Here is an 18174-nt window from a genome sequence, read left to right on the forward strand (position 1 = left end):
CCCACAGCACGCTGTCGGGCGGCATTTTTGACTGCAGGAGGAACACACTATGACCGCTGCATTGCCGTATTTGGCGTTTAAAGGCATAGGTAAGACCTTCCCGGGCGTGAAGGCGCTGGATGACATCAGCTTTAGCTGTCAGGCCGGGCAGATCCACGCGTTGATGGGGGAAAACGGCGCCGGGAAATCCACGCTACTGAAAATTCTCAGTGGCAATTACGCACCGACCCAGGGGGAAATTCAGTTGCAAGGCCGGGCGGTGCAGTTCACCAACACTACCGATGCGCTGAATGCTGGGGTCGCAATTATCTATCAGGAACTGCATTTGGTGCCGGAAATGACGGTGGCGGAGAACATTTATCTCGGTCAGTTGCCGACCAAACGTGGGCTGGTGGATAGAAAACTGCTGCGCTACGAATCTCGCTTGCAGCTGGAACACCTCGGGCTGGATATTGATCCGGATACGCCGCTCAAATATTTGTCGATCGGCCAGTGGCAGATGGTGGAAATCGCCAAGGCGCTGGCGCGTAATGCCAAGGTGATCGCCTTTGATGAGCCCACCAGTTCGCTGTCTGCCCGAGAGATTGAACAACTGTTCAGGGTGATCCGTGAGTTACGTGCCGAAGGGCGGGTGATTTTGTACGTTTCGCACCGTATGGAAGAAATCTTTGCCCTCAGCGACGCCATCACTGTGTTTAAAGACGGTCGTTATGTGCGTACCTTTGACGATATGCAGCAGGTGGATAACGCGCAGTTGGTGCAGGCGATGGTCGGGCGTGATCTGGGTGATGTGTATGGCTACCAGCCACGTGGGCTGGGACCGGTGCGGCTGGCGCTCAAGGGGCTGAAAGCGCCGGGCGTTAAAACCCCGATCGATTTGAACGTACGGGCCGGGGAGATTGTCGGGTTGTTCGGCCTGGTCGGTGCCGGGCGCAGTGAACTGATGAAGGGCATTTTTGGCGCTACGCGTATCAGCGGGGGGCAACTGGTGCTTGATGGACAGGCGATCACCATTCGTTCGCCGATTGATGCTATCCGTGCCGGCATCATGCTGTGCCCGGAGGATCGTAAAGCAGATGGCATCATCCCGGTGCACTCGGTGCGCGACAACATCAATATCAGCGCACGTCGTAACAGCATTCGTGCTGGGTGCCTGATCAACAACGACTGGGAAACCAGCAATGCCGAACACCATATCCGCGCGTTGAATATTAAAACCCCAAGTGCCGAGCAGCTCATTATGAATCTGTCCGGCGGCAATCAGCAGAAAGCCATTCTCGGCCGTTGGTTATCGGAAGAGATGAAAGTGATCCTGCTGGATGAACCGACACGTGGCATAGACGTGGGCGCCAAGCATGAAATTTACAACGTCATTTATCAACTGGCGCAGCGGGGCATTGCTGTGTTGTTCGCTTCCAGTGATTTACCCGAAGTGTTGGGATTGGCGGATCGCATTCTGGTAATGCGTGAAGGCGCCTTGTCTGGCGAATTACTGCATGATACTGCCAGCGAGGAAAAAGCCCTCAGTCTGGCAATGCTGCGCACCCCTGATATTGCCCCCGATGCTGCTGCGGCGGTGGCCTGATTGTGAAGGAGAAAGAGATGTCGACCCTAACGACCCATTCCGTTAAAAACCGTAGCGGCCAAGGGCTGGCGCGGATTTGGGACAGCTACGGCATGCTGGTGGTGTTCGCTGTACTGTTTATTGCCTGCGTGCTGTTTGTGCCCAACTTCGGTTCTTTTATCAATATGAAAGGGCTGGGACTGGCGATATCCATGTCCGGCATGGTGGCCTGTGGCATGCTGTTTTGCCTGGCTTCCGGTGATTTTGACCTGTCTGTCGCGTCAGTCATCGCCTGTGCTGGTGTCACTACCGCAGTGGTGATCAACATGACCGAAAGCCTATGGATCGGCGTGGCCGCTGGCCTGTTGTTGGGTATGGTTTCCGGATTGATTAACGGCTTTGTTATCGCTCGGCTGAAAATCAACGCGCTGATCACCACCTTGGCAACCATGCAGATTTTTCGCGGGTTGGCCTACATCATTTCTGACGGCAAGGCGGTGGGCATTGAAGACGAACGCTTCTTTACCTTGGGTTATGCCAACTGGTTGGGGTTGCCTGCGCCGATTTGGATCACCGTTGCCTGCCTGATCTTATTTGGTTTCTTGCTCAATAAAACCACCTTTGGGCGCAATACGCTGGCGATTGGCGGTAATGAAGAGGCCGCACGTCTGGCGGGGGTGCCGGTCGTGCGTACCAAGATCGTGATTTTTATGTTGTCTGGGCTGGTTTCCGCTGCCGCTGGCATCATCCTGGCGTCACGTATGACCAGCGGGCAGCCGATGACGTCGATCGGTTATGAATTGATCGTGATCTCCGCCTGCGTGCTGGGTGGCGTTTCCTTGAAAGGGGGTATTGGCAAAATTTCCTATGTGATCGCAGGTATTTTGATTCTTGGCACGGTGGAAAACGCCATGAACTTGTTGAACATCTCACCGTTCTCGCAATATGTGGTACGTGGTGTAATTTTGCTGGCTGCGGTGATTTTTGACCGGTACAAACAACAAGCCAAACGTACGGTCTAGAAAATTGAGACTGCTGTTCACAGTTCTGTTATCTGCCCGGGTTGTTATCCACCGGGCCGCTAAGCTATAGGATCGTTACCTAAGCCGTTCCGGGAGGACAGATGTATCATCGTATGGCACAGGAACCGCAACCAAACCCGTTGTTACCGGGTTATACCTTTAACGCCTATCTGGTGGCAGGGTTGACGCCGATCATGGCTGATGGCCCACTGGATTTCTTTATCGACCGCCCCGGTGGCATGAAGGGCTATATTCTTAACCTGACTATCAAAGGTCAGGGCAAGGTATTTGACGGTGAAGACACTTTTCACTGTAATCCCGGCGATCTGCTGCTGTTTCCTCCCAAAGCGGCCCATTATTACGGCCGATCGCCAGACAGCGATTGTTGGTATCACCGTTGGGTGTATTTTCGTCCACGTGCCTACTGGGCCGACTGGCTGGAGTGGCATAGCAAAACCCATGAGGTCGGGCGGTTGACGTTGCCGAACAATAACCTGTTGCTGGAGTTCGACCGGCTGTTCGCCAATATCGAGCAAACGCAACGTTCTGGTCGTCGGTTTGCCGAAGAACTGGGGATGAATTTGCTGGAGCGTCTGTTGCTGCGCGCGATGGAGGAAGACCCGCTGAGTCCGCAGAGAATCATGGATCCGCGGGTGATTGAAGCCTGTCAGTTTATTACCGGCAACCTGGCCGGGGAGCTGCGCATTGATGAAGTGGCGCGCCACGTCTGCCTGTCGCCATCGCGGTTGGCGCACTTATTCCGTGAGCAGGTGGGCATCAACATTCTGCGTTGGCGTGAAGACCAGCGGGTGATCCGTGCCAAGCTGCTGTTGCAGACCACGCAAGAGTCTATTGCCACGATCGGCCGGATGGTGGGTTATGACGATCAGCTCTATTTTTCCCGCGTATTTCGCAAACGGGTGGGCGTGAGCCCAAGTGATTTCCGCCGTCGCAGCCTGGAGATAAATTATCCGGTCAGAAATCAGCGCGAATCGCCCCATGTAGCGGTCACAAATTAACATTAAATTTACTTCTTGTTCCTGCCAGCATCATGGTGTCAAATCTGATGGGTCTATTACGAGCCAGTAAGAGGAAACACCATGGCAGAAAAAATTCGGGTTGGGCTGGTCGGTTACGGCTATGCCAGCAAAACCTTTCATGCGCCGTTGATCGTCGGTACGCCAGGCGTAGAACTGGCTGCCGTGTCCAGCAGCGATGCAGGTAAAGTACAGGCTGACTGGCCGTTGATGACGGTAGTCAGCGATCCGCAGGCGCTGTTCAACGACACCTCTATCGATCTGATCGTCATTCCAACCCCCAACGATACCCACTTCCCGTTAGCACAGCAGGCCATGGCTGCCGGTAAGCACGTGGTGGTAGATAAGCCTTTCACTGTGACGTTGTCACAGGCTCAGGAGCTGAAACAGCAGGCGGAACAAAGCGGCAAATTGCTGTCAGTGTTTCACAACCGTCGCTGGGACAGTGATTTCCTGACGCTCAAGGCGCTACTGAAAGAAGGTGTACTTGGCGAGGTGGTTTACTTCGAGTCTCATTTTGATCGCTTCCGGCCAGAAGTGCGTCAGCGCTGGCGGGAGTTGGGCGGTGCGGGCAGCGGCATTTGGTACGATTTGGGGCCGCACCTGATCGATCAGGCACTGCAATTGTTCGGCAAGCCAGACACGCTGTTTGTCGACTTGGGCGAACTGCGCCCAGGCGCACAGTCGGTGGATTATTTCCACGCGGTGCTTAATTACGGCAAACGTCGTGTGGTTCTGCATGGCACAGTGCTGGCTGCGGCAGAAACCGCCCGCTATATCGTGCACGGTACCCAAGGCAGCTTTATCAAGTTTGGGCTGGATCCGCAGGAAGACCGTCTGAAGGCTGGCGAGCGTCTACCGCAAGCTGACTGGGGTTACGACATGCGCGATGGTGTAGTGACGTTGTCACGTGATGGTGTGTTGGCGGAGAAGCCGTTGCTGAGTATTCCTGGTAACTACCCGGCTTATTATGCGGCAATCCGTGATGCGATTAACGGTGAGGGTGATAACCCGGTACCAGCGGCCGATGCCATCCAGGTGATGGAACTGATCGAGCTGGGTCTGGAATCGGCAAAACAGCAAAAAGCGCTGCCGGTAGCCTAACTGTCGTGCTTCATTTTCCGGGTTCGGCTTGCTGAACCCGTTTTACTCTTCGAGGGATCCCGATCCATGTCCTGGTTGCAGCGTCTGCGTATTGATAAATTTTTGCTGGTATTGATTCTGGTGGTGATTGTCGCTTCGGTTTTCCCCTGTGAAGGCGTGTGGAAGACCTTCTTTGATCACCTGACCACTGCTGCTATCGCGTTGTTGTTCTTCATGCATGGCGCCAAGCTATCACGTGAGGCGATCATCGCCGGGATGAGCCACTGGAAACTGCATTTGATGGTGTTTCTCAGCACCTTTGCGTTATTCCCGTTACTGGGCGTGGCGATGAACCTGATGGTGCCAGGCTTGATGACACCCACGGTGTATCTGGGTTTCCTTTACTTGTGTGCGCTACCAGCGACGGTTCAGTCGGCGATTGCCTTTACCTCGGCGGCGGGCGGTAACGTGGCTGCGGCGGTATGCAGTGCTTCGGCATCCAGTATTCTTGGCGTTTTTCTCTCACCGTTGCTGGTGGGGGCACTGATGCATACACAAGGCGGTGATACTGACGTGTTGCACGCCATTGGTTCAATCATTTTGCAATTAATGGTGCCCTTTGTGGTGGGCCACCTGGCACGACCGTTGATTGGCAAATGGGTCGATCGTCACCGCAAGCTGATCAATATCACTGACCGTTCATCCATTCTGCTGGTGGTGTATACCGCCTTTAGCGCCGCGGTGGTGGAAGGCATTTGGCACAAGATTGACGGCTGGTCGCTGCTGACCATTTTGGTAATGTCATTGGTGCTGCTGACGGTAGTGTTGGTTATCAATACTTATACTGCGCGCTGGTTAGGCTTCAGTACGGCTGACGAGATCACTATTGTGTTCTGTGGATCGAAAAAGAGCCTGGCGAATGGCATTCCAATGGCCAATGTGTTGTTCCCAGCGGCGGCAGTGGGGGCAATGGTGTTGCCGTTGATGATTTTCCATCAGGTGCAATTGATGGTGTGCGCCGTGTTAGCGCAGCGCTATGCGCGCAAAACCGCCAAACAGCGGGCAGAAGTGCTGGCGACGAAGTAAACAATGGTTTCGTTGACTGTTTCATTGTAGAGGTGTTGCACGCTGCGCCCAATTGCATAATCAATGGGTTAAATTAGGGCGAACCTGCTAGCCCCCAACCGGTTTAGCCCTGACACAGGTTTGTCATCTGTCTGAATGGGGGCATCTATACGCCCATTGTTAACCTCAACTCCCATAATGCTATCTCCAAGTTAGCGGTTATCAGATTATTGTCACACAGCTTGGCTCCCAACCTGGAAAACTGTATCGCGGTGGACATGTCGATGTTTCGAGCAAAGGAGAGCGAGTTACATTACCGTTAGTAGATGTTCAGAAAATTCATGACTATATTCTTGTACCGCCGGTAGAAAGTGGCCTTGACCCAATTTATGTCATGTTCAACAAACCACGGAAGAAGGCCGGAAAGGATGACAAACCCGTGTTTGTCAAACCTCGCAAAGGAACCGCAGAACGTGGGCATGAATATCACCCAACACCAAAGACGGGTGAAATTAAGGGGTTGGGAGAACTTAAACCAGGTAGACCAAAAACACCCAAGCAGTCAGGAGGAGGACTTCGGGCACGGTGGTATGGAGATAAAGGCCGTAAAATTTATGAGTGGGACTCACGGCATGGTGAGCTGGAAGGATATCGTGCCAGTGATGGTGAACACCTGGGTGCCTTTGATCCAAAAACTGGCAAACAGTTAGAAGGTCCAAATCCTAAACGTAATATTAAAAAATATTTATAGCGGAGATAATTGTCTTGGGATTAAAACTGCGGCTTACATGGTTTGACAAGAAAACCGATGAGTTTAATGGTGAAGAATACTCAAAAGATTTTGGGGATGATGATGCGCTCATTGAGCGTTTGGGGCTCCCTCTAGACGAGACAATGAACAACGGTGAATTTGATGTAGCAAAAGGTTGGGTGCCACTTATTCAACCCTATTTTAAAAATCAAATCTCCAGCGAAAAATTTGATTATTTTTTGGCATTCAATTACCGAGATAAGTGGTAATAGTTTTCCGTAATTGATGTGCAATGCCCAATAGTCGCTAGATGTTGGGCATTTTCATGTCTGAGGATTTTAAGTAACACATGGGAAGCAAATAAAAAAGGCCAATCAGGTATGACTGACTGGCCCTATGCGTTTATTAACTCATTCTTCAATTAGCCGCGAACTTTATCGCGCAGCGCTTGCTTTTCCTGCTCGCTGAGGAACGCCATTTTCAGGCCATTTTCTTGAGCGGTGCGGATCTCCGCCTCTGTCAGCCCGGCCTGTGGTGCCGCGACCAGGTATTCATGCTCAATTTCGATGCCCTGAACCGCCGGGTCGTCGGTGTTGATCGACGCCATTACGCCGTGGCGCAAGAATTTCGCCAGCGGATGCTGCGACAGTGACGGCACAGTGCTGGTCTGAATGTTAGAGGTCAGGCAGGACTCGATACCAATACCCTGTTCCGCCAGGAAATCCATCAATGCCGGATCTTCAACGGCTTTCACACCGTGGCCGATGCGTTCGGCACCCAGCTCGCGGATCGCCTGCCAGATGCTTTCCGGACCAGCGGCTTCACCGGCGTGCACGGTGATGCGCAGACCTGCATCACGGGCACGGTTGAAATGATTGAGGAACAGGCTGCCAGGGAAACCGAGTTCGTCACCGGCCAGATCCAGCGCGGTAATACCATCACGGTGTGCCAGCAGGCCTTCCAGTTCTTGCAAACAGGCGGCCTCGCCGAAGGTACGGCTCATGATGCCGATCAGGCGCACATCAATGCCCAAATCGCGAGAACCGGAACGAATGCCATCAATCACCGCTTCTACCACCCCAGCCACCGGTAACTGGTGTTTCATCGCCATGTAATACGGCGAGAAACGCAGTTCGGCATAGTGCAGACCGGCGTTGGCAGCATCTTCAACATTTTCGTAAGCGACGCGACGACAGGCGTCTAAATCGCCCAACACTGCCACACCCCAGTCCAGCTTTTGCAAAAAGCTGACCAGATCCGGTTCGGCATGGGTAATTTGCACGTGTGGACGCAGGGCTTCCAATTCGTCGGCCGGCAGGGAAAGGTTAAACTGACGGCCCAGATCGAGGATGGTTTGCGCACGGATGTTGCCGTCGAGGTGACGGTGGATATCGGTCAGCGGAAGGCGGGAGTCAATCATGATGTGCACTCGTTATTTTGTTGTAGGTAAAGTGCAGATCAGTATAAAAACAAAATGATGAAAATTGCCATGTCGTTGCATAAAAAAGTGACTGCAATCACATTAATTGCGATTGATGTCCCATTTTCAAACGAAGGCGGGAGGAAAATACTCCCGCGTCCTGGTGGACCAAGGCGCCTGAACACCTCAACCCACTTTCAGTTTGACGACATTTCCATCGGCCTTATCACCCACGCCATGTTGCATCAGCCAATCTACCAGCCGGTCGATCTCCAGCGGGAGCGCTTGATCAACGCGGATCACCGGGCCGATGGCCATCGGCATGGCACGTTCGGCCAGTGCCCGTAACTCTGGCAAGTATTCTGCGCCGGGGTGACCTGTCGATCGCTGGCCGAGGCGAGCAGCATAGCGTTCGGTCGCCAATTTTGCGGAGATCTGATTCCATACTTCCAAAACCTGAGTCACGCCCGCTTCGCGCAGGTATTGACGCAGCAACTCTCTGGGTTGAAAACCGTACCAGGCGTCAATCACATAGATACAGCGCTGCGGTGCCTGCTCCACCATAGACCAAATGGCCTGATAGGCGGCGTAACCTAGCCGACGGTTAAGCTCACGATCCACGTTGTCCAGTTGCTCCATAAAGGGCTCCTTGATGCTGTCGAGGCTCAAATAAGGCAGGCCAAAGTGCTGCGCCAGCGCACGGGCGAGGGTGCTCTTGCCAGAAGCTGGAATGCCATTGACCAAAATAACGGTTTTGCCGTCGCTGTCAGTTAGCGCAGTCATAAGATTTCTACCACCTCTTGCCACAGTTTGGCGGTGCGCAGTTGATCGAGCCGCTGTTTGTTGTCCAGCAACTCGACAATCGCCCGGATGCCTTCTTCAATATGCCGGTTGCTGTCCGTCGCGCCGAACAGGATGACGATATCGGCCTTTTCACTGTCCTGAAAGGCGATGGCCTGGTCCAGCAGCACCATGCTGAAGCAATTTTTGATCACGCCACACTCGGGCCGGGCATGGGGGATGGCAATCCCCTCGTCAAACACATAATAAGCGCCATGGGCAAGCGTATTGCTGATCACCGCCTGGTGATAGGAAGGGGAAATATAGCCGTTCTCGATCAGAGGCCGTGCCGCTAACTCAATCACCTTTTTCCAGTCCGTTTCCTGCACACCGACTTGTATTGCTCCGGCCTCGATCAACAGTTGTTTAATAGTCATTATGTTCCCTCAAAGAGACTTCCTGATAATATTGCGCAGCTCGTCCATTTTGATAAAAACCACATCTATTTCCTGGCGGTGATTTTTATTTTTGGCATAAATCTTTAATGCCCGATTATAGGCCAGCATTAATGTTTTATGAATTTCGCCATTTGCCGGCGTTGCTGCCAATTGCTGCTCCAATAAAGTAATTTCGGCTGATATATCATTGGCTTCAGCCTCATTGTGCCCGTCGGGTGTCGATTGTTTTTCGCGTAGACGTTTGATGAAGTTAAGCATGATTGTCTCCAGCCCTGACGGGTGCCAGGGCACCAGGGTTATATTAAAATGAAAGTAGAGTAGTATTTATCTAAACAGGCCGATTTTTTCCGTTAATACCTGAGTGACGGCATTATTGGCCGGGATCAGGAATTTACGCACGCTGTCATTCACCTTGCCCTTTTCGAATGTCTGCATGCAGCGGCCGACCCATTGTACATTCATTTCTGTGCCCACATTGACCTTTTCAATGCCACCTGCCACTGCTCGTCGCATGTCCTCATCGCTGACCCCGGTACCGCCGTGCAGGACCAGTGGGGTACGGGTGGCCGCGGTGATTTCCGCCAATCGCTGATGCTGGATATGTGCCTTCCCGGTGTACATGCCGTGAACGGTGCCGACCGAGACGGCTAACATGTCGACCCCGGTTTCATCGACAAAGCGTTTGGCGTCTTCCACTGTGGTAAAGGTGATGTCTTCTTCCGCGACCGCTTTGCCGTCCTCCGAGCCGCCGATAGCCCCCAATTCGGCCTCCACCGAAACGTTGCGCTGGCGTGCAATGTCGATCACCTTGCGGGTATTGGCGATGTTCTCGTCCATTTCCAGGTGCGAACCGTCGTACATCACCGAACTGAAACCGGCGTCGATCGCGGTCACGATGGAGGCGATGTCCGAGCAGTGATCCAGATGCAGGCACGTTGGCACATCTTCGCTTTCTGCCAGTGAGCGTACCGAATCAACCAGCAGTTTGTAGCCCAGATACTCGGCGGTGCCAGTTGAAATCTGGATCATCAGCGGGCTGTGGGTGTCCTTGGCCGCTTTGAAAAAGGCCGGCAGCATCTCCAGACAGTGGAGGTTGAATGAACCTATTGCCTTGAAATTACGGGCTTTAGCTACGGACAACAGCTCGTTGAAGTTATAGAGTTTCATGGACTTTTTCCTCATGGTGCTTGGTTGATTTACCGTTAACAAACCACGCAATCAGCGTGACGAAGATGATGAACAGAGCGATGAACAGCCAGTTACCCTGGAAGGCATGCCCCATTACCAGGCCGCTACTGATGACGTCGGAGTCGCTGAAGGTCACGCCGACAAAACCGTAGCTTTCCAGCATTGGCACCAGAATGGCGGGCAGGAAGGTGATAAACAGGCCGTGGACCACGCCGCCGATCATGGCACCGCGTCGGCCGCCAAGTGCGTTGCCGAAGATGCCTGCGGTTCCTCCTGCGAAAAAGTTGGTCAGCAGGCCGGGCAGGATCATTGCCAGCCCGAACATTGGGAAAACGATCATGCCGATGATGGAACCCAGCGTGGTAGCCAGGAAGCCAACGATCACCGCGTTAGGGGCGTAGGGGAACAGTACCGGGCAGTCCAGTGCAGGTTTGGCATCCGGTACGATGCGCATGGCGATACCACGAAAGGCCGGGACCAACTCATTGAGCAGCAGACGCACACCGCTGCAGAGGATAAATACCCCGGCGACAAACTGGATGGCCTGCATAAAGGAGTACATCAGGTAGTTCATGCCACCGGCATACTGAGCGATGTACTGCGGACCGGCTGCCAGCGCGGGGATCAGATACATCGGGATCATCACCACCGCCATCGACAGGTAAGTATCCTGCAGGAACTTGAAGTTGTCGGGCAGCTCCAGATCTTCGGTTGAGCGTGAGCCTTTACCGACCACCTTGGCGACCGCAGCCTGTACCAGATAACCGATGGTGCAGAAATGCCCCAAAGCTACGTCATCCGAACCGGTAATCTTACGGACTACCGGCTGGGCCAACGCCGGCATTAACACCGCCATCACGCCGCCAAATATGCCGCCGGTCAGGATCAGCGGCAGGCCGGTGAGTCCCGCTTTATAGCCGATCACCGCCCCTATGGTGGCCATCCACAGCAACGCCTGCCCGGTCAGGAAGATGTATTTGAACGGGGTGATACGCGCAATGATGATATTCACCGCGAAAATCACCATCAGTGTCATCGCCACTTCCGAGCCGAGCTCGCGGTTGGCCAGGCCGGCAATGGCGGCGACGTCGGTGATGTAGCCGGTCATGCCGAAGCCGTGGGTGAAGATGCTGTTCAAATAGGTCAGGGCGCCGACAATAATGTTGATGCCTGCCATCATGATCAGAAAGCCCAACAGGGTTTTAAAGGTACCCTCAGCCACTTTCCCGTTGGATTTTTTCTGCAGTATCAACCCCAGCATGGCGATAAAGGCGATCAGGATCGAAGCCTGACCGAGCAGGTCCTTGACGATAAAGTCAATCAGGCTATTCATGGTGGGCTTCCTTCATATCGCGCTCTTTCAAAAAGGCCACAATCTTTTGCTCAATTTCTGCCTTATCGGTGAGCCGGTGCAGAATAATCACCCGTTTCTTTTCCTCTTCGCTGGCGTCGGCATTTAAAATATCGGCGAAGGTTTTTTGGGTGAGAATAATATCTGATTTAAAGGCACTGGCCTCAGAGATAGTGGTGTGATCAATATCTGCCTCAATCTCTAATTTCTTCAGCACCGCTCTTGCGCTCATTTCGATAGCAAAGCTGGAGCCGAGGCCACAGCCACATACGCACAATATTTTAAGCATGAGTCTCTCCTCAGATTATATTTAATTGCCTGGCGAGTTTATAATGGTGTCCTTCGGTATCAACCAAACGTTTTTGCATGCTGATTAAATCAATAGGGATGGGTTGGTTAGCGGAATTAATAATGATCGCCTTGTTTTTCATGCCGGAGTGAATACAGCGAACCACTTCGCTGGCCATAATAGTGCCCTGATAAATCTCTTCACAGGTAGGGTCGCCATTGCGCAGGCCATAACCCATAATGGTTTTACGAATACGTACACCAATTTTTGGCTCAAGCTGTTTAATCATGGTGTCGATGGCACCCTGAAAACCCGGTGAATATTCTTTGGTATATCCCTCTGAACATAAAATAATAACGCTGTTTTGTTGTTCCAGACGCTGACTTATTTTCTCCGCCAGTTGGCTTAAGGCATATTGGCATTCCGGGATCAGGGCAAAATCCGCATTGGATTTGATCGCCGCCTGTAGCGTCAGTTCCCCGCAGTAACCGCCAAGCAGTTCAATCATGAACACGCGTCCAGGCAGGGCGCGCCCGGTGTTACGCAGTTTGGAAACTTCTTTGATCACCTGTTCGCAGGCGGTGGAAAACCCAATGCTGTAAAGGCTGCCAAAAACATCATTGTCGATGGTCATACCCACGCCAAAACAGTTAATGCCAAATTCGCTGAGGGTATTTAAAAACTGCAGCGAACCGTCGCCACCGGCCATAATAAGCACATCAATGTGCAAAGCCTTAAGCTGTTTGCTGATGATTTCATATTCACTGGCGACCAGTTTTTTGGCCGTGCGACCGGAAGACATTATGGGCATCGCTGAAATAGCGTAATCAACCAGATCACGTCGGCTGATAGCCTGGTGCTGATTAGTCAATAGTCCGGGTATTCCGCCGTTGAACAGAATGATATCGGCCTGCGCCAGCCTGGCAACCTGGAAAATAAAGTTATTGATGCCGGTGACGTCGCCGCCGCTTATTACTACACCGATTTTCATATAGCTGCTCCCAATCTGTTCCGTGGAGCTTATTGTCATTTTTGACATCGCTAAAATTTGCAGGCGATATCACAAAACAATCACAAATATTTTCGTGAATGACCTTGACATGCTGCTGGGTGGTAATGTTTTTGAGAAGTTGATCTCGTTTTTATTTAGGGGGAATGACGGGGTTTTAAATACTATTTATTAATAATCATCATGTTACCTCGGAATCGCTATAGAGGTATTTGCCAAGGGGGAAATGACTCTTCGGGAAAAAATAAGTTTAATGAAGTGTGATTGCTCTCGCATTTTTATCCGCTGCACAGAGATTAACAGTAATAAATACGCGGCCAGGATTAATAACCGCATATTTATTAAGTCATTTAATTGAGGGGTTACTCAAGCCTTAATCACCGTCACCCCGGCTTGTTCCAACGGGGTAATCAGTGTGGCATCGGTCGAGCGTTCGACAATAATGCTTTGCGCCAGGGTGATATCACCAATCGCATATTGTGAGGCGGCATTCAGCTTGGCGGCAGAGGCCAACACCACGGTTTCGGCCGCTCGCGCCGCCAGCGCGCGTTTAATATAGGCCTCTTCAAGATCGCCGGTGCTCAGGCCGGCGGTGGGGTGTACGCCGGTCACACCCATGAAGTAGATATCGGCACGAATGTGCGACATCGCCTCAACCGCCGCCGCGCCTACGCTGACGATCGAATGTTTGTACAACCGCCCACCAATCAGGATCACTTCCACTTTGGGGTGATCAACCAGACCGACCGCGACGCTGGGGCTGTGGGTGACAATGGTGGCCTCAAGCGTGGGCGGCAGGTGTTTCACCAATTCAGCGGAGGTGGTTCCACCATCGAGGATCACCACCTGTCCGGGGGCGATCATTGCCGCGGCGGCTTTGGCGATCGCCCGCTTGGCGGCGGATTCCTGGCCGTTTCTTTCGGCAAAGGTAGCAATGGCAGGGGAGACCGGCAGCGCCCCGCCGTGTACGCGTTGCAGCAAACCTTCACTGTCCAGTTCGCGTAGATCGCGTCGCAGTGTGTCTTCAGATAACCCAAACATCTCACTGAGTTGTTTGGCCAGAACCTGTCCGTCTTGGGCCAGTTTTTCCAGAATGATCTTTTTACGTTGGCTGGTGAGCATGGCGTTTCCCCGTTAAATTTGCTTTGCACGAAATATCTTGATCATACACGAAATTGCACGATAGTATCAATTTCCTTTCCTGCCTGTGGAGTTAACCAACATGACTGCTACCCAAGATCGGGTTCGTATTGTCGAAACCCGAGTGCTGTCCGATGACTGGTATCTGCTGAAAAAGACCACCTTTGATTTTTTACGACGTGATGGCGTATGGCAACGACAGAGCCGTGAAACCTACGATCGCGGTGACGGTGCGACTATTTTGTTGTTTAACCGGCAGGCGCAAACCGTGGTGTTGACGCGCCAGTTCCGTTTCCCGGTGTTCGTCAATGGCCATGATGGCATGCTGATCGAGGCCGCTGCTGGTCTGTTGGACAATGCATCGCCGGAAGAACGCATTCGTGCCGAAGCAGAAGAGGAAACCGGCTATTTCGTGCAAAATGTGCAAAAAGTATTCGAGGCTTACATGAGTCCCGGTTCGGTCACCGAGAAATTACATTTCTTTGTTGGTGAATACCACGCAGACAGCCGGGTCGGTGATGGTGGTGGAGTGGAAGCCGAAGGCGAGGATCTTGAAGTGCTGGAACTGCCGTTAACGGAAGCGTTGCAGGCAATTCGGCAGGGGGTAATCGTTGATGCTAAAACCATTATGCTATTGCAGTTTGTTGCTCTGAATCACACGCTGGACAAAATATGATGAAAGCTCAACTGATTTTGATTGCCGGTCCTTATCGTAGCGGCACGGATGGTGAACCCCAACGTATTGCCGCTAATTTGCAACGATTGGAGCAGGCCGCGCTTGAGGTGTATCAGCGTGGTCATGTGCCAGTGATTGGCGAGTGGTTGGCACTGCCCTTGGCAGCAGCGGCAGGTTCTACGCAGCATGGCGATGCTATTTGCGAAGAATACCTTTATCCGGTTGCCCACCGTCTGATTGCTCAGTGTCAGGCGGTTTATCGTATTGAAGGGGCGTCGGCAGGGGCTGACAATGACGTGCGGTTGGCCAATGAGCGTGGTCTTGCGGTGTATCACCGGCTGGCGGATATCCCCCAACTCTTGGCCTAAGCTTGCACTGGGTTCCGAGTGATATGTCTCCCTCTCCTAAAGGAGAGGGAGTTAACCGTGCGGGTATATCAAGCCTGTGCCAGCACAAACGTCAGTCCGCTAATCAGCTTGTCCATCCCGGCTTCAACCTTACTGCGCGGACAGCCGACGTTTAAGCGTAGGAAACCACGGCCTTCTTCACCGTAGGTGAAACCGGGCATGATGGCGACCTTCTCGCGCTCAATCAGCACCTGTTGTAACTGACGATCGTCAATACCTAACGGCCGCAGATCGATCCAGGCCAGATAGGTCGCCTGCGGTGGTTGCCAGCCCAGTACAGGGAATGCCTGATTCAATCGCTCTGCAACGTAGGTAAGATTGTCCTGCAGGTAATCGCGTAATGCATCCAGCCAGGGTTCTCCGTGGCGATATGCGGCAATATGCGCTGCTACAGCTAACACGGCGGGTGACGATAACCCATCGCGGGCCTTCAACTGTTGAGTGTAGGCATCACGAGCAGTGTCCTCGCTGATAAAACCGTAGGCGCCGGTCAGAGCCGGAATATTGAAGGTCTTGGAACCCGATGTCAGCAATGCCCAGGGAGTGGTTGCGATCTGGCTCCACGGGGTATGACGCTGTTTTCCCCATACCATATCCATATGGATTTCATCGCTGATCACACGCACATCGTGGCGCTCACAGAGCTCCGCCATGTGTTGCAGTTCCTCTACGCGCCACACTTTGCCGGTCGGGTTATGTGGGCTGCACAGCAACAAAATTTTGGTTTGAGGCCGTGCCAACAAGGCTTCCAGGTGCGCCATATCACACTGCCAATCATTGCCGTTTTTATGCAGGGGACAGGCCAGCAGTTGACGCTGATTCCCGAGGATTACCTTATAAAAAGCGTCATAAGCGGGGGTATGAGTGACCACGTATTCACCCGGTGCCGACCACTGGCGAATCAATTGTGCCACCATGTAAATCACCGATGGCCCATAGACCGCCATGTTGGTATCGATGGGGGTATTAAACCGCTGCTGATACCAGTGACGGACTGCACCAAGGAAATCTTCATGCTGCCAGCGACTGTAGCCGAGTACGCCATGCTGCAGGCGCTGTTGCAGCGCCTCAATAATGCAGGGGGCGGTGGCAAAATCCATATCGGAGATAGTGAACGGCAGCAGGTCATCGCTGCCAAAACGGTCGGCGATGTAATCCCATTGCGTGCACCAAGTGCCGTGCCGGTCGACCGGGGTAGAGAAATCAAACATGTGATGCTCCCTGCAAGGGTGCAGCAGGTTGTGCTGCAGCTATCAGTGAGTCTAATTCATCTTTCACCGATTGCACCTGCGGGCCGATCACCACCTGCAGATTGTGTTCATTGAGGTGTACCACGCCAATGGCGCGATGGGCTTTTAGCGCGGCGTCATCCACTTTGGTCATATCGTCGACCGACAGACGCAAACGGGTGATGCAGTTATCCAGTGAAATAATATTCTCACTCCCACCCAGTGCCGCCAGAATAGCGGGCACGTTGTAGCCTGACTTGCCGACTGAGCCCACAGGTGCGCTTTGGCTACCAGCCGTTTCGCTCTCGCGGCCCGGTGTCTTGATATTAAAGCGCTGAATGGAGAAGCGGAAAATGGCGTAATAGGCAGCGAACCAGATGGCGGCGACAAGGGGGACCAAATACCACTTTGTGGCGGTGCCGTGCAGGATGCCGAAGACGACAAAGTCGATAATATTGCCGTCGGTATTGCCGATGGTTACTCCCAGCAGTGCCATTACGGTAAAGCCCAGTCCGGTTAGAATGGCGTGAATGAGGTACAGGAAAGGTGCGACAAACAAGAACAAGAACTCGATCGGTTCGGTTGTACCGCCGACCACGCAGGCTACCACGCCGGAAATCAGCAGGCCTTTAATTTTATGGCGGTTTTCCGGTTTGGCACAGTGGTACATCGCCAATGCCGCACCTGGCAGCCCACCGAGAAAGGCTGGCATCTTGCCCTGTGACAGGAAGCGGGTCGCACTTTCGGCAAAGCCGGTCGTGGTCGGGCAGGAAAGCTGTGCCTGGAAGATAGTCAGTGCACCGCTAACGGTATGACCGCAGACATCCAGTGTGCCGCCCGCTTCGGTAAAGCGGATCAGCGCCACCAGAATGTGATGCAACCCAAACGGCAACAACAGTCGCTCGCCAGTGCCGAAAATCATCGGCCCAAAAGCACCAGCACCATTAATCACCCAGCCCAGACCGTTGATACCTGCGGCAAACCACGGCCAGATCAGCGGAATAACCAGCCCACACAGGCCCAGCACGACGGTCGTGACGATAGGTACAAAGCGGGTGCCACCGAAGAACGCCAGTGCATCCGGTAAGCGAATGGTATTGAAACGCTCATGCAGCAGATAAACGATAATCCCGACGATCACCGCACCCAGAATCCCGGTATCAATAGATTGAATACCGAGGATATTCTGGATGTTGTTGGCTTTCAGCACTAGCGGATCGGTCGTAGGCAAAATGCCGGTGGTAGTCAGGTAAAAGTTGGTCGCCAGGTTCAATACGGCGAACCCGACAAAACCGGAGAAGGCGGCAACCCCCTTGTTTTCACGCGCCATGCCCAACGGAATGGCAATGGCGAACATCACAGGCAGGAAGCTGAAGGCAAAGGAGCCGATCTTGCTCATCCAGGTGAACAGTAACTGAAAGGCAGGATGACCAATAAACGGCAGTAGGGTGATGACATCGCGGCTACTCAGCGAACTGCCGATCCCCAGCATGATGCCGCAGAACGACAGCAAGGCGACGGGCAGCATGAATGTCTTGCCCAGACTTTGGAAAAACTCCCAAAGCGTTATTTTTTGTTTTTTAGATGCTGGCATAACCGGCTGCTCCTGGCGAAAAAGCGTGCAAAAGTAATGTGTACCCTGTTAGGTAAAAATAAGATAAAACGTTTTACCTAGCAAAAATGCGCCGCTAATCACAATTCCAGC

General features: G+C 52.9%; 20 protein-coding genes and 1 pseudogene. 10 read left to right on the forward strand and 11 right to left on the reverse strand.

Annotated features, from left to right (window positions below; translation table 11 throughout):
• The first annotated feature begins 49 nt into the window (after positions 1-49).
• From araG to SGBXF1_RS11325, 8 genes and pseudogenes are all read left to right on the forward strand, one after another.
• Positions 50-1585, forward strand: a complete 1536-nt coding sequence (gene araG, locus SGBXF1_RS11290) for an L-arabinose ABC transporter ATP-binding protein AraG (protein ID WP_186428384.1) — start codon at positions 50-52, stop codon at positions 1583-1585.
• 17 nt (positions 1586-1602) lie between these two features.
• Positions 1603-2586 carry an L-arabinose ABC transporter permease AraH gene (araH, locus tag SGBXF1_RS11295; RefSeq protein WP_037414784.1) on the forward strand — a complete coding sequence of 328 codons (984 nt, stop codon included), beginning with the start codon at positions 1603-1605 and terminating at the stop codon, positions 2584-2586.
• Between the two features lie 101 nt (positions 2587-2687).
• Positions 2688-3605 (forward strand): arabinose operon transcriptional regulator AraC, encoded by a 918-nt coding sequence (gene araC, locus SGBXF1_RS11300; protein WP_130380498.1) that lies wholly within the window; start codon positions 2688-2690, stop codon positions 3603-3605.
• An 81-nt stretch (positions 3606-3686) separates the two neighbouring features.
• Positions 3687-4727 carry an oxidoreductase gene (locus tag SGBXF1_RS11305; RefSeq protein ID WP_186428385.1) on the forward strand — a complete coding sequence of 347 codons (1041 nt, stop codon included), beginning with the start codon at positions 3687-3689 and terminating at the stop codon, positions 4725-4727.
• Between the two features lie 66 nt (positions 4728-4793).
• Positions 4794-5792: a bile acid:sodium symporter family protein gene (locus tag SGBXF1_RS11310; protein WP_130380502.1), complete on the forward strand. Its 999-nt coding sequence runs from the start codon at positions 4794-4796 to the stop codon at positions 5790-5792.
• Between the two features lie 241 nt (positions 5793-6033).
• Positions 6034-6156: pseudogene (locus SGBXF1_RS24065) on the forward strand (hypothetical protein); the annotation flags it as partial.
• 54 nt (positions 6157-6210) lie between these two features.
• Positions 6211-6522: a colicin E3/pyocin S6 family cytotoxin gene (locus SGBXF1_RS24070; RefSeq protein ID WP_238321030.1), complete on the forward strand. Its 312-nt coding sequence runs from the start codon at positions 6211-6213 to the stop codon at positions 6520-6522.
• Between the two features lie 14 nt (positions 6523-6536).
• On the forward strand, positions 6537-6791 hold the full coding sequence (locus tag SGBXF1_RS11325) for a colicin E3-like toxin immunity protein (protein WP_186428386.1): 255 nt from the start codon (positions 6537-6539) through the stop codon (positions 6789-6791).
• A 152-nt stretch (positions 6792-6943) separates the two neighbouring features.
• Here SGBXF1_RS11325 and add read toward each other — a convergent pair whose 3' ends face one another.
• From add to SGBXF1_RS11370, 9 genes are all read right to left on the reverse strand, one after another.
• Positions 6944-7942, reverse strand: a complete 999-nt coding sequence (add, locus tag SGBXF1_RS11330; RefSeq protein ID WP_037414796.1) for an adenosine deaminase — start codon at positions 7940-7942, stop codon at positions 6944-6946.
• A gap of 186 nt (positions 7943-8128) precedes the next feature.
• Complete coding sequence (locus SGBXF1_RS11335) at positions 8129-8725, reverse strand: P-loop nucleotide/nucleoside kinase family protein (protein ID WP_130380504.1); 597 nt, start codon at positions 8723-8725, stop codon at positions 8129-8131.
• Positions 8722-9159 carry a PTS sugar transporter subunit IIA gene (locus tag SGBXF1_RS11340; RefSeq protein ID WP_130380506.1) on the reverse strand — a complete coding sequence of 146 codons (438 nt, stop codon included), beginning with the start codon at positions 9157-9159 and terminating at the stop codon, positions 8722-8724. Before SGBXF1_RS11340 ends, SGBXF1_RS11335 begins: the two co-directional genes overlap by 4 nt.
• Positions 9160-9168: 9 nt before the next feature.
• Entirely contained in the window at positions 9169-9438 is a 270-nt protein-coding gene (locus tag SGBXF1_RS11345) for a hypothetical protein (protein WP_130380508.1), read from the reverse strand.
• Between the two features lie 66 nt (positions 9439-9504).
• Positions 9505-10347: a class II fructose-bisphosphate aldolase gene (locus SGBXF1_RS11350; RefSeq protein WP_037414809.1), complete on the reverse strand. Its 843-nt coding sequence runs from the start codon at positions 10345-10347 to the stop codon at positions 9505-9507.
• The gene (locus tag SGBXF1_RS11355; protein WP_186428387.1) at positions 10334-11701 is read right to left on the reverse strand and encodes a PTS sugar transporter subunit IIC; all 1368 of its coding nucleotides are present in this window, start codon (positions 11699-11701) and stop codon (positions 10334-10336) included. The genes SGBXF1_RS11350 and SGBXF1_RS11355 overlap by 14 nt, the downstream gene beginning before the upstream one ends.
• Positions 11694-12008, reverse strand: coding sequence for a PTS sugar transporter subunit IIB (locus SGBXF1_RS11360; RefSeq protein WP_012144987.1), 315 nt, complete (start codon positions 12006-12008; stop codon positions 11694-11696). Before SGBXF1_RS11360 ends, SGBXF1_RS11355 begins: the two co-directional genes overlap by 8 nt.
• 10 nt (positions 12009-12018) lie before the next feature.
• The gene (locus tag SGBXF1_RS11365; protein WP_186428388.1) at positions 12019-12999 is read right to left on the reverse strand and encodes a 6-phosphofructokinase; all 981 of its coding nucleotides are present in this window, start codon (positions 12997-12999) and stop codon (positions 12019-12021) included.
• A gap of 384 nt (positions 13000-13383) precedes the next feature.
• Positions 13384-14139, reverse strand: coding sequence for a DeoR/GlpR family DNA-binding transcription regulator (locus SGBXF1_RS11370; RefSeq protein WP_037414818.1), 756 nt, complete (start codon positions 14137-14139; stop codon positions 13384-13386).
• 100 nt (positions 14140-14239) lie between these two features.
• On the opposite strand from SGBXF1_RS11370, the gene SGBXF1_RS11375 reads away from it, so the two are divergent.
• Both SGBXF1_RS11375 and SGBXF1_RS11380 read left to right on the forward strand, forming a co-directional pair.
• Positions 14240-14833, forward strand: a complete 594-nt coding sequence (locus SGBXF1_RS11375; protein WP_061806119.1) for an NUDIX hydrolase — start codon at positions 14240-14242, stop codon at positions 14831-14833.
• Positions 14833-15201 (forward strand): hypothetical protein, encoded by a 369-nt coding sequence (locus SGBXF1_RS11380; protein WP_037415882.1) that lies wholly within the window; start codon positions 14833-14835, stop codon positions 15199-15201. The genes SGBXF1_RS11375 and SGBXF1_RS11380 overlap by 1 nt, the downstream gene beginning before the upstream one ends.
• Positions 15202-15269: 68 nt before the next feature.
• Here the strand turns inward: SGBXF1_RS11380 and SGBXF1_RS11385 are convergent, their stop codons facing one another.
• A complete protein-coding gene (locus tag SGBXF1_RS11385) occupies positions 15270-16451 on the reverse strand; it encodes a MalY/PatB family protein (RefSeq protein WP_186428389.1) in 1182 nt (393 codons plus the stop codon).
• Entirely contained in the window at positions 16444-18063 is a 1620-nt protein-coding gene (gene malX, locus SGBXF1_RS11390) for a maltose/glucose-specific PTS transporter subunit IIBC (RefSeq protein ID WP_037414827.1), read from the reverse strand. The genes SGBXF1_RS11385 and malX overlap by 8 nt, the downstream gene beginning before the upstream one ends.
• Between the last annotated feature and the right edge of the window lie 111 nt (positions 18064-18174).

Source organism: Serratia grimesii (assembly GCF_900186025.1).
Taxonomy (GTDB): domain Bacteria; phylum Pseudomonadota; class Gammaproteobacteria; order Enterobacterales; family Enterobacteriaceae; genus Serratia; species Serratia grimesii.

Excerpts from the sequence above, each read along its gene's own strand:
- add (WP_037414796.1), bottom strand. The coding sequence starts at position 7,942 with ATGATTGACTCCCGCCTTCCGCTGACCGATATCCACCGTCACCTCGAC.
- SGBXF1_RS11335 (WP_130380504.1), bottom strand. The coding sequence starts at position 8,725 with ATGACTGCGCTAACTGACAGCGACGGCAAAACCGTTATTTTGGTCAAT.
- SGBXF1_RS11340 (WP_130380506.1), bottom strand. The coding sequence starts at position 9,159 with ATGACTATTAAACAACTGTTGATCGAGGCCGGAGCAATACAAGTCGGT.
- SGBXF1_RS11370 (WP_037414818.1), bottom strand. The coding sequence starts at position 14,139 with ATGCTCACCAGCCAACGTAAAAAGATCATTCTGGAAAAACTGGCCCAA.
- araC (WP_130380498.1), top strand. The coding sequence starts at position 2,688 with ATGTATCATCGTATGGCACAGGAACCGCAACCAAACCCGTTGTTACCG.
- SGBXF1_RS11350 (WP_037414809.1), bottom strand. The coding sequence starts at position 10,347 with ATGAAACTCTATAACTTCAACGAGCTGTTGTCCGTAGCTAAAGCCCGT.
- SGBXF1_RS11375 (WP_061806119.1), top strand. The coding sequence starts at position 14,240 with ATGACTGCTACCCAAGATCGGGTTCGTATTGTCGAAACCCGAGTGCTG.
- SGBXF1_RS11305 (WP_186428385.1), top strand. The coding sequence starts at position 3,687 with ATGGCAGAAAAAATTCGGGTTGGGCTGGTCGGTTACGGCTATGCCAGC.
- SGBXF1_RS11345 (WP_130380508.1), bottom strand. The coding sequence starts at position 9,438 with ATGCTTAACTTCATCAAACGTCTACGCGAAAAACAATCGACACCCGAC.
- SGBXF1_RS11365 (WP_186428388.1), bottom strand. The coding sequence starts at position 12,999 with ATGAAAATCGGTGTAGTAATAAGCGGCGGCGACGTCACCGGCATCAAT.
- SGBXF1_RS11310 (WP_130380502.1), top strand. The coding sequence starts at position 4,794 with ATGTCCTGGTTGCAGCGTCTGCGTATTGATAAATTTTTGCTGGTATTG.
- SGBXF1_RS11360 (WP_012144987.1), bottom strand. The coding sequence starts at position 12,008 with ATGCTTAAAATATTGTGCGTATGTGGCTGTGGCCTCGGCTCCAGCTTT.
- SGBXF1_RS11385 (WP_186428389.1), bottom strand. The coding sequence starts at position 16,451 with ATGTTTGATTTCTCTACCCCGGTCGACCGGCACGGCACTTGGTGCACG.
- malX (WP_037414827.1), bottom strand. The coding sequence starts at position 18,063 with ATGCCAGCATCTAAAAAACAAAAAATAACGCTTTGGGAGTTTTTCCAA.
- SGBXF1_RS11380 (WP_037415882.1), top strand. The coding sequence starts at position 14,833 with ATGAAAGCTCAACTGATTTTGATTGCCGGTCCTTATCGTAGCGGCACG.
- araG (WP_186428384.1), top strand. The coding sequence starts at position 50 with ATGACCGCTGCATTGCCGTATTTGGCGTTTAAAGGCATAGGTAAGACC.
- araH (WP_037414784.1), top strand. The coding sequence starts at position 1,603 with ATGTCGACCCTAACGACCCATTCCGTTAAAAACCGTAGCGGCCAAGGG.
- SGBXF1_RS11355 (WP_186428387.1), bottom strand. The coding sequence starts at position 11,701 with ATGAATAGCCTGATTGACTTTATCGTCAAGGACCTGCTCGGTCAGGCT.